General features: G+C 64.8%; 5 protein-coding genes. All 5 read left to right on the top strand.

Features of this window, described 5'->3' with window-relative positions; genetic code table 11:
* Nucleotides 1-82 precede the first annotated feature (82 nt).
* A complete protein-coding gene (locus ACFY6S_RS16855) occupies nt 83-6,946 on the top strand; it encodes a polymorphic toxin-type HINT domain-containing protein (RefSeq protein WP_388817049.1) in 6,864 nt (2,287 codons plus the stop codon).
* Nucleotides 6,936-7,274: a hypothetical protein gene (locus ACFY6S_RS16850; RefSeq protein WP_388817046.1), complete on the top strand. Its 339-nt coding sequence runs from the start codon at nt 6,936-6,938 to the stop codon at nt 7,272-7,274. The genes ACFY6S_RS16855 and ACFY6S_RS16850 overlap by 11 nt, the downstream gene beginning before the upstream one ends.
* A 201-nt stretch (nt 7,275-7,475) precedes the next feature.
* A complete protein-coding gene (locus ACFY6S_RS16845) occupies nt 7,476-8,105 on the top strand; it encodes a GntR family transcriptional regulator (protein ID WP_388817043.1) in 630 nt (209 codons plus the stop codon).
* Nucleotides 8,106-8,766: 661 nt separating this feature from the next.
* On the top strand, nt 8,767-10,017 hold the full coding sequence (locus ACFY6S_RS16840) for a helix-turn-helix domain-containing protein (RefSeq protein ID WP_388817040.1): 1,251 nt from the start codon (nt 8,767-8,769) through the stop codon (nt 10,015-10,017).
* A gap of 155 nt (nt 10,018-10,172) precedes the next feature.
* Nucleotides 10,173-10,508, top strand: a complete 336-nt coding sequence (locus ACFY6S_RS16835) for a hypothetical protein (protein ID WP_388818056.1) — start codon at nt 10,173-10,175, stop codon at nt 10,506-10,508.
* Nucleotides 10,509-11,165 lie beyond the last annotated feature (657 nt).

Genomic DNA, 11,165 nt, shown 5'->3' with positions numbered 1-11,165 from the left:
CTGTTCACGACCGGTTTCTTTCATGGTCCGCGCCGTGCCTGAACGTGTGGGTACATGGCGCCCGGCAGCGATGGATGTATCTATGAGACCCCCCTCCGTACGCCTTTCCGGAGCATTGCTCCGGCGGACGTCCACGATCTTGTCAGCAGTGTTGGTTGGCACGATCCTTCAGAGTGCCGCCGCGCCCGCGGTGGCGAAGAGTAACAATCTGCCCGGTCTGCCTGGGGCGGAGAAGCCTGTCGTGGGCACGTACGGGGGCAAGTCCGTCCCTCGTACGATCTCCGAAGACACCAGTGGCCCGATTCGGCCCCCCAGGGCATCGTGGCCCGCTGCTGTCACGGGGACGCTGACCGTCCCGAACGCCGAGGGCACCGGTGCGAAGCGGTTTGCCAAGGCCAAGGGCACACCGATCGGTATCGCCGGGGCGCGGACGAAGCGGGGCGGGAACGTGCCACCCCGTGTTGAGACCCGAGTGCTCGACCGGAAGCAGGCCGCACGCGCCGGGGTGAACGGCCTGCTTTTCACCCTTGAGGCGAAGAAGTCGGCGGTCGGGGCGGATGACAGGGGCGCGACCGCGGCGGATGCCGGATCTGTCGCGCTCACCGTCGACTACACGGACTTCGCCGATGCCTTCGGCGGCTCGTTCGGCTCCCGTGTGGGCTTGGTCGAACTGCCCGCATGTGTCCTGACAACCCCGGCCAAGGACAGCTGCCGTACGTCGGTTCCGGTGGCTGCCACCAATGACGCGACTTCGCAGACTCTGACGGCGCAGTCGGTTGCGCTGCAGGCTGGGACGGCGACTGTACTGGCCGTCGCCGCCGACGCGGAAAGTGACAAGGGCGATTACAAAGCCACTCCTCTGTCGGCTTCGGCCTCGTGGAAGACGAACCTGAACTCCGGTGACTTCGGCTGGTCCTACGACATGCCGGTCCCTGGAGTACCCGGGAGCCTCACACCGAACGTCGGCCTCTCGTACTCGTCAGGCACGGTCGACGGCCGCACTGGCGGTACCAACAACCAGGCGTCGTGGGTCGGCGACGGCTTCGACATGTGGCCTGGCTCCATTGAGCGACGCTACAAGTCCTGTGCCGATGACGGCGAGAAGAACGCGGACGGCAGCAAGCCGGGTGACCAGTGCTGGGCCTATGACAACGCGTTTCTCAGTTTCAACGGCAAGGGTGGCGAACTCGTCCCGGTCACTACGAACGAGTTCAAGCTCAAGCAGGACGACGGAACGAGGGTCACACGCCTGAAGTCCACGGACCGGGGCAACGGTGACAATGACGGTGAGTACTGGCGTCTGATCACTCCGAGCGGTACCGAATACTACTTCGGCTACAACCGACTCCCCGGCTGGGCGACCGGCAACGAGACGACCGACTCCACCTGGACCGTTCCCGTCTTCGGTAACAACACGGGCGAGCCCTGCAACGCGGCGGCCTTCAAGGATTCCTGGTGCCAGCAGGCATGGCGCTGGAACCTCGACTATGTCGTCGACCCGCACGGCAACGCCATCGCCTACCACTACGCCAAGGAAACCAACAACTACGGCCGCAACCTCAAGGCCGACGACAACACCACCTACACGCGCGGCGGCTACCTCAAACGCATCGATTACGGCCTGAACAAGGCCCGGATGTACACGGACAAGCCGCTGGCCCAGGTCGTGTTCTCCAGCGCCGAGCGCTGCCTCCCCGTGACCGGGGTGACGTGCGCCGAGTCGACCATCGACGACAAGGCGTCCTACTGGTACGACACGCCCTGGGATCTGAATTGCAAGTCCGGCGCGAAGTGTGACAAGGGTCGGCTCTCGCCCTCCTTCTGGACGCGCAAGCGCCTGACCGACATCACCACCCAGACCCTCAAGGCCGACGGCACCTACGCCAAGGTCGACAGCTGGAAGCTCGCCCACCGCTGGGGCAAGGCCGACGTCGACTACCAGCTGCTGCTCGACAGTGTCCAGCGCACCGGCGAGTCCGCCAGCCCGGCCATCACCCTCCCGAAGACGACCCTCGCCTACACGCAGCTCCAGAACCGGCTCGACAAGACCGGCGACGGCTTCGCGCCGTTCATCAAGGCGCGCCTGTCCACGGTCGCCGACGAGTCGGGTGGTCAGATCGACGTCAACTACTCGGCGCCGGAATGTGACTGGAGCACGCTGCCCACCCCGCAGACGAACACCTCGCGCTGTTTCCCTCAGTACATCGGTGGTGACAGTTCGAGCGACCCCGAACTGAACTGGTTCAACAAGTACGTTGTCACGTCCGTCACCACTACGGACCGCACCGGCGGCGCGCCCGACGCGGTCACCCGCTACCAGTACCTGGGCGGCGCCGCGTGGCACTTCGACGACGACGATGGTCTGGCCAAGGAGAAGAGCAGAACCTGGTCCCAGTGGCGCGGTTACGGCCAGGTCCGCGTCCAGAGCGGTGGCCAGGGTGGCGCCGACGCCATGAAGTCCCAGCAGGACTCGTACTTCCTGCGCGGGATGGACGGTGACCGCAAGGCCGGCAGCGGCGGTACGAAGTCCGTGTCGGTCCCCCTCGGGGACGGTGAGGGCGACCCCATCACCGATCACGAGTCGGCGGCCGGCTTCGGATACAAGTCGGTGACCTTCGACAAACCAGGCGGCAAGATCCTCGAGAAGTCGGCCAGCCGGCCCTGGTACCACGAGACGGCGAAGAAGGTGCGTGACTGGGGCACGGTGACCGCCAACTTCACCGGCACCTCCAGCAGCAGGAGCTGGACCTCCCTCGATGACGGGGCCGGCGCCAAGTGGCGCACGACCTCGACCGCCACCGAGTACGACACCGTGGCCGGCCGGGTCGTTCAGGCCGACGATTTCGGCGACGACAGCACCGCCGCTGATAACCGCTGTACCCGCACCACCTACGCCTCCGACTCGGTCTTCCTGCTCGCCACGTCGCGCGTAGAGACCGTTGCGAAGTCCTGTGCCGCCACCGCCGACCGTGCGAAAGACGTGGTCTCTGATGTCCGAACGGCCTACGACGGCGGAGCTTATGGAGCGGCGCCCAGCAAGGGCGATGTCACGGCTGAAGCGACCCTGAAGGAGCACACCGGCAGCAAGGCCACGTACCTGGAGAAGGGCACGACGTATGACAGCTATGGCCGTGTTCTCACTGGTACGGATCTCACCGCCGATGTGACCGTGGACGGTGACAAGGCGCCAGTACGTGTGGCCCGCCGTGATGGCCGTACCACCACGGCGACCTATACCCCCGCGACTGGACTTCCCACTCAGGTCAAGACCGTCTCACCGCCCGCAGAGGCCGGTGTGGCATCGACGGCGCAGACGGATACGCAGGACCTCGGTCCTCGTGGTCTCACTCTCAAGGCGACCGACACCAACAGCAACGTCACCGAGTACACGTATGACGCGCTCGGCCGCGGAACCAAGATCTGGCTCGCCGACCGGCGTAACACTCAGATACCCAACTACGAGTTCTCGTACCACATTGAGGACGGCAAACCGACGGCCGTAGCGGCCAAGACCCTGAACCACAGCGGCGGACAGATCACGTCATACGTGCTGTACGACGGTTTCCTCCGCGAGCGGCAGAGCCAGGATCCAGGGCCGGCCGGCGGCAGCATCCTGACCGATGTCTTCTACGACGAGCGCGGTCAGACTGCTAAGACCTTCGCTCCTTACTACACCACAGGAAAGCCGTCGAGCACGCTGTTCAAACCTGAGAACGCGCTTTCGATCGAGACGCAGACCCGTAACACCTTCGACGGCTTGGGCCGTCCGACCGAAACCCGTCAGATTGCTGGAAACGGTGATGGCGGAACCGTCCTCAACACCATCAAAACCCAGTACGGCGGCGATCGCAGCACCATCATCCCGCCGGTCGGTGGCGTCGCCACCACCAACGTTACCGACGCGCGGGGCCAGACCATCGCACTGCTTCAGCATCACCAGCGGAACGCGAACGCCCCCTACGACACCACAACCTACAAGTACACCCCCCGCGGCGAACTCGACACCATAACGGATCAGGCCGGCAGCACCTGGAGCTACAGCTACGACCAACTCGGCCGTCAGACCAAGTCGATCGATCCGGACAAGGGCACTGTTGACAGCCACTACGACGACCGGGGACAGCTGACCTACACCAAGAACGACGAAGAGGTCAGCCTCTTCAACACCTACGACAACCTCGGCCGCAAAACCCATCTGCGCGAAGGCTCAGCGACAGGAACGCTGCGTGCGAAGTGGGAGTACGACAGCATCTCCGGTGCCAAGGGCCGACTGGCCGCGTCCATCCGCTATGTGAACAACCAGGAATACGTCTCCAAGGTCACCGCCTACGACCGGCTGTACCGGGCCACCAGGACAAGCGTTGTCATCCCGGCTGCGGAAGGGAAGCTCCAGGGCACCTACCAGACCAGCACCACGTACAAGCCCTCTGGCCTGGTCGCGGGAGTCAGCTACTCGGCTGCGGGGTCCCTCGCTGGCGATTCCGTCGTCTATGACTACGACGACGAGACCCTCCGGCCCACCGGAGTTTTCGCCCAGAACCTGAGCAGCAGTGTCAGCTACAGCCTCACCGGCAAGCCCCTGCAGTACGGAATGGGCCTCGCCAGCGGAGGAAAGAAGACCCAGGTCACAAACACCTATGAGTGGGGCACGCAGCGGCTCGCGACCTCGCGAGTCGACCGCGAAGAGCAGAACGGCGTCGACCGTCATGTCACCTACAGCTACAACGAAGCCGGCGACATCCTCTCGATGGCCGATATCTCTCGTACCGGCACCGACAACCAGTGCTTCACCTACGACTACCTCGGCCGCCTGACCGAAGCCTGGACCCAGTCCACATCCGCCTGCGCGAATACACCGCAGGCGGAGAGCATCGCCGGCCCGGCGCCTTACTGGCAGAGCTTTACCTACGATGAGGCCGGCAACCGGGGCACCGAGACCCAGCACAGCCCCACCGGGGACACCAGCAAGGACATCAAGCGGACCTACACCTACCCCGCTGCAGGCAAGCCCTTCGCCCATTCGCTGACTTCCGTTGCCACTACCAGCGCCTCCGGCACTATCACGGACGCGTACGGGTACGACGCCACCGGTAACACGATCACCCGCCCCGGCCAGAAACTTGCCTGGGATGCCGAAGGCCACCTTGCCAAGGTCACAGAGGGAACCAAAACCACCGAATACCTCTACGACACCGACGGCAATCGCCTGATTGGCCGCTCGGGCAGTGAGACCACTCTCTACCTGGGCCACACCGAAGTTGTACTGACCACCGGAGCCGACAAGGCCAAAGCCACCCGCTACGTCGACCTCGGCGGTGGCCAGAACGCCATCCAGAATGACAACGGCACGTGGTCATTCACCATCGCCGATCACCATGGCACCGGCCAACTCGCCGTCAACGCGGCCGACCTCGCCATTACCCAACGTCGCGCCCTTCCCTTCGGTGCCGTACGCGGTGACACACCAAAGACCTGGCCCGGCACCAAGGGCTTCGTCGGCGGCACCGACGACACCAAGAACACCGGCCTCACCCACCTCGGCGCCCGCGAATACGACCCCACGATCGGCCGCTTCCTCTCCGTCGACCCCCTTCTGGATCCAAGCGATCCAGAATCCCTGAACGGTTACAGCTACGCACATAACTCCCCTCTCACCTACAGCGACCCAAGTGGGCTGATGGACCCCGGCGGCAGCCAATGCGGGATCTCCTACCCTTGTACCGGTGGTGGCGACGCATGGCAGGAGGGGAACGGGCCGAGCAAAAAAAATAAGAATAAGAATAACAATCCCAAACCGCCTGTCACAAGCAAAGGCGCCTGGGAACTCGAAGGCGGTAACAATCGGGACATCGACGGCGACGGGTACATCAACGTGTATCCGGAGGTGCAAATACCTGTCGAGTGGGGACCGAAGATCACCAAGAAGTTCATCTCTTATTTCTATAAGAGAGTTGAGGACATGTGCCATGGGGCAGGCGGTCTGACCTGCATGGCGGGAGAAGAGTTTTCCGGCGATTACACAAAGAGGTATCTCGCTGCGCAAGCTTGTAGCGCGTCGAAATGCTCTGGTGGCAAGGAGCTCCTTCGTGCCATGCTCCGCGCCGGAGCGTCGGAAGTCTTTGGGTATGGCCCGAGTGCTGGTACCCGAGATGTAGCGGGAGGCAAGGGGCGATCCAGTAAGCGGGCATCCTCGGGTTGCACGCAGTGCTTCCTCGCCGGCACCGAGGTCCTCATGGCCGACGGGAAAACCAAGAAGATCGAAGATGTTCAACTGGGCGACGAGGTCCTGGCCACCGACCCGGAGACGGGGGAGTCCGGCCTCCGGAAGGTGACCCGCCTGATCGTCACTGACGACGACAAGCACTTCAACACGCTGTCCATCGCAACCGAAGACGGCATCGAAGAACTTACGGCAACGTACGAGCACCCCTTCTGGTCCCCCTCGGAGGGCCGCTGGCTCGGGGCCAGCGAACTTCAGGTGGGGATGGCCCTGCTCACCGACGACGGAACCACCGTCATCGTGACCGGGAACCATGGCTTCACCAAGCGCGCCAGAACCTACAATCTCACCGTCGACGGCCTGCACACGTACTATGTGCTGGCGGGGGCCACGCCGGTTCTGGTTCATAATTCCAGTGGCTGCCTTACGATGTCTTCCGCGATTGGCGGGGACTCGTCTCTGGTGAAGGCTGCGCAGCAGGCAGGGAAGAATCAGAAGGTTCAGGCCGACCTGGATAGCCTGTTCCAGCAGCTGTCGCGCGGAAATATGAATCCGGGACTCGGAAGTAAGGCATTGTCTGGAACGGATGTCACCTACGCGCGAGGACGAAACGGCGGTCGCCTATTCTTCCGGAATGTTGACGGAGAGATTCAGATCGTTGGGAAATCTGATAAGGCAAACGAGTCAAAGGTGATTGCGAGGCTGAACCAGCTCTATGGTCAGTGATTCTCTCTACCGCGTAGAGAACCAGCAGTTCAGTGCCCTCTTCATGTTGGGTGCGGAGGACGACAAGGAAACTGTTGAGAACGTTGACGCTGAACTAAGCCTCCCGGATGGGACGCGATGGAGCGCCACGTTCATGACGCTACGGGCGATCGAACAGGTGATGAATCGATGGCAGGAGACTGGGGAATGCGCCAGCGGCGCGTACTTCCAGTGTTCCGACCTCGTGATCATTCCAGAGGGCGGTCTGGCGGCGATGCTGGATTCCTTCGAGGGGATTATCGATTCAGGTGGGCCTGAAGGAGTTTTGCAACTCCTGAGTGACGACTGAATTACCGTAGATGCTCCTGTGGAGCGAAACAGGATGCCCCTTTCCCGGGTGACGGAGAAAGGGGCATCCTGGGTTTTGACGGCAACGGTGACGGCAACGTCAGCGGACGACGGCTGCGGTGGGCGGGTCGTCCGGGGCGTCGGTCTGGCTGAGGATGCTGCCGAGGGTGTCGATGGCCTGGCGTTGGAGGCGGAGTCGGACGTGGGCGTAGAGGGGCTGATCTACTCGGTCCTGGGCCGGGGCAGCTACGTCCGAGCGCCGAAGCCGATGGCACCCGCCGAAATGAAGACAGACGCCGTCGAGGAAGACGAGGTCGATCCTAGCGAGTCCGATCCTGAGTACATCGGTCTCGGCGACCTCCGACGCGGTTGGCAGACCGCCGACAGTCCTGCCGACGATCCGCGCCCCCCGTACGTGCGGACTGCGGACGAACTCCGCGAGCAGATCCAGGACGGGCGACTTGCGCCGGGCGCCAAGCTCCCGTCCGCCCGCGACCTGCAAGCTCAGTACGGCATCGCCAACTCCACCGCGCAGAACGCCCTGCGGGTCCTCAAGGAGGAGGGGCTGATCTATTCCGTGCGGGGCCGGGGCGTCTTCGTCCGCCAGCTCAGCCCGCGCGATCAGTTCCTCAAGCGCTACAACGAGGGGTTGGAGGAAACGGCGGCGCAGCGCCGTGCGGACGAGGAAGCGGTGCGGCTCAGCGGAAAGAGCGACGACGAAGTGGCCGCCGAACTCGCCACCGCCGAGGAACGGTTCACCAAGGCCAGCGCCGAGTTCGAAGCCGCCACCGCCCACCGTGATGCCATGCGCGCCGTCATGGAGCAACGCTAGCGTCTCAGCGGCAACTACACGCCAGAAGAGACCGCCGCCAAGGCCCAGCGCCTGCACGACCGGCTGAACGAAGGCAGACGCCGACGCTGAACCGACCGCACGCGGTAGAGCGGCAGAACACGAGGCATCCAAGGCGAGCTGTTCAGAGTTTCTTTACTTGATCAAGGCGGTCCGCTGGCGTGGCCCGCGCGCGCTCCGGCCCCGCGGGGCCGCCGCCCGCTCCTGTCTCCGCCCCGCTGGCGACGGCCCCGCCGGTCCGGGCGCGCAACAGCCAGCACAGCAAGCCCCCTGGGGCCCTGCCCCAGACCCCGGCCCTCTCTCTGAGGGGCAGGGGGCCGGCTTTCGTGTGCGGCTTCGTCGTGGTGTGGGGTCGTGGGTCGCGGCAGGGGTCCCTCGCCGCCCGGTCACCGGAGGCGTACCAGGAACCCCCGGGGGCCGCCAAGGCCGAGCGCACGCGTCACGAGGTGAGCCTTGGCGGCCCCCGGGGAACCCTGGCACGGCGAAGCTGCCCGACCGACGAGGGACCCCTCCCGCTCAGGCCCGGATGCTGCCGGGGCCCGGCAAGGCGGCGGTGCGTGCCGCGTCGGGGTGGGTATCTGCCCGATAGCCACTGGTTGTTGCGCCCGTCCGGCGTACCGTGGCGCTGGAGGTGGTGAACGCGATGACTACAGAACTGGCCGACAACGTCCGCAAGTACCGACGCCGATCCGGGCTGAGCCAGGAGGAACTGGCCCATGCCAAAGGCGTCTCGCCGGGCACGGTCCGCAAGGTCGAGCAGGGCGGCACCGTCCGCATGGAGACCCTGCACATCCTCGCCCGCGCCCTGGGCGTCACCACCGCGACGCTGCTGGCACCGGACGCCCCCGAACCGGTCGGCCACGCGGAGGACGCGAACCGGGTCAACCTGATCCAGCTCCGCGCCGCCCTCACCCCACCGGTAGGCATCGCCGACGACCTGACCGCGAACGGGGCCGAGGAGGAACCGAACCTCCGCAGCTTCCGCCGGGCCGTACAGGACGGGGCACTGCTGTACCACTCCGACAGCTACAAGAGCGTCGCCTCCCAACTCCCCTCCCTCCTGCGGGACGCCAACAGCGCGGTAGCCCACTTTGACAGCGGCGAAGAACACCGCCAGGCCGTCCTGGCCCGCGCTGAGACCCTCCAGCTGGCCGGCCGCTACCTGACCCAGGTACGTCAGTACGACCTCGCCTACACCGCACTGTCCGGAGCCATCACCGACGCCCGTCATGTCGGAGATCAGCTCACCGGCGCATCCGGCGTGATCGGCATGTGCTGGCTGCTCCTGCGCCAGGGGCGACTCGACGAGGCCGAACAGCTCGCCGCTCAGACCGCCGATGTGATCGAGCCCAGGCTGTCCAGGGCGACCCCGGACGAATGCGCCGCCTGGGGGTGGCTGGCTCTGCGTGCCGCCGCTGCCGCAGGCCGCAACAACCGCCCCCAGGAGGCCCGCCACTACCACCGCATGGCGAACACGGCGGCCTCCGCCGTGGGACGGGAGTACACCGGCTTGTTCTTCCGGCACTGGACGACCTTCGGGCCGCTCACCGTCGGCATGAAGGGCGTGGAAGACGACATGATCGTGGGAGACGCCCGTGCCGTCGTCCGCAAATCCGGCGAGGACTCCATGTCGCCCAAGGCGTGGAAGAGCGCCGGGCGGCCGAGCGGCGAGAACTGGAACCGCCACCGCCTGGACGTGGCCCGCGCCCACGCTCGGACCAACGACCTGTCCGCGGCGATGGACGAGCTGACCGGAGTCCGCCGGGCATCCCCGGAGTGGCTGAGGCATCAGCGGATGGCCGCCGAGACCATGCAGGAGATCCTGAAGAAGCGCAAGCGAACCCTCACCGCCGAGATGCGCGACATGGCCTCCTATCTGGCCGTCGTCGGATAGGTGCCACGCAACGCGATACTTCTGACACCCTCCGTCGCCAACTGGCCTGCCTCATGGATGGAGTGACAGACCGTCGCACCCTACGGTCGCCGTATTCCATTCGGCGACCCAGGTGGGGGTGCACGGTGAGCACATCCAGGACCGACGCGGACCGCATGCGCCGCAGAGGTCTCCACGACGCGGCAGTAGGCGTGACCGGCCCTCGCTTACTGCCATGGACCACTCAGGACGGGAACCCCTGCTACCTCAGCACCGACGGCAGGGGCTACCTCTCCTCGCTCGCCGACAGCATCGAGGAAGTGCAACTCGACATGGGGGAGGAACTCCTCGGGTACGCCCGTCAGGTCGTGGCCCCTGGAGCCAAGGAGCTCTCGGCCGTCGAGTACCGGTGGCTCGCCTGCCGGCTGACCGAAGCCCTGACCGACGCACTCCGAGTTGCCGAATCACGCGGCGACCGCATCCCCGCCCTGCCCGAAAACCCCGGCTCCTGACGGCAGTAGCGACGGCAACAACCACGGATTCAGGCACACAACCACGGACTCCGGCGGACCCCGAAACCCCTCCCCACCTGCATAGAAGCAGCTAAGGGAGGGGCTGCCAGCACACGTACTATGTGCTGGCGGGGGCCACACCGGTACTCGTTCACAACAGCAACTGCGATGTTCCCTCGGGGTCACTGGATGGACAGAAGCTCGCGGACAAGCTGCGCAACGAGTCGGCCGGGTCCCCCTTTACAGCAGGTGGATCGTTGACTCCAGATGCCATCGCGAACTCCAGGCTGATCATGCGTGGGAGCGATATGAATAAGGCCCTCAGGGCGCGATTCGAAGAGCGTGGGGGCGTTGCGCAATGGGGTAAGTACAGCTCTGAAACCCATCAAAGCCCCTACGGGGACTATCAGGTTCACTACTACATGAATCGCACATCGGGTGAGGTCATGTACGACTTCGACTACAAGGCGGTAATGAATCGCCGCTAGGGGAGCTCATGAGGGTTATGTTCGTCGACGCCGAGAGTGCTGAACCTAGTATTCGCCAGGGTGCACATACCTTGCGGTCCGATCGCGAATACGTAGTCCTGGGTGTCGAATGCCAAGCGGACGGGCCGAATTATTTCCGGATTGAGAGTAAGCGGGATGAGCTTCCCCC

It is taken from the genome of Streptomyces sp. NPDC012835, assembly GCF_042900885.1.
In the GTDB taxonomy this organism is placed as follows: Bacteria; Actinomycetota; Actinomycetes; order Streptomycetales; family Streptomycetaceae; genus Streptomyces.
The sequence above is the reverse complement of the archived record's forward strand: the minus strand, read 5'-3'. Positions and strand labels throughout refer to the sequence as shown.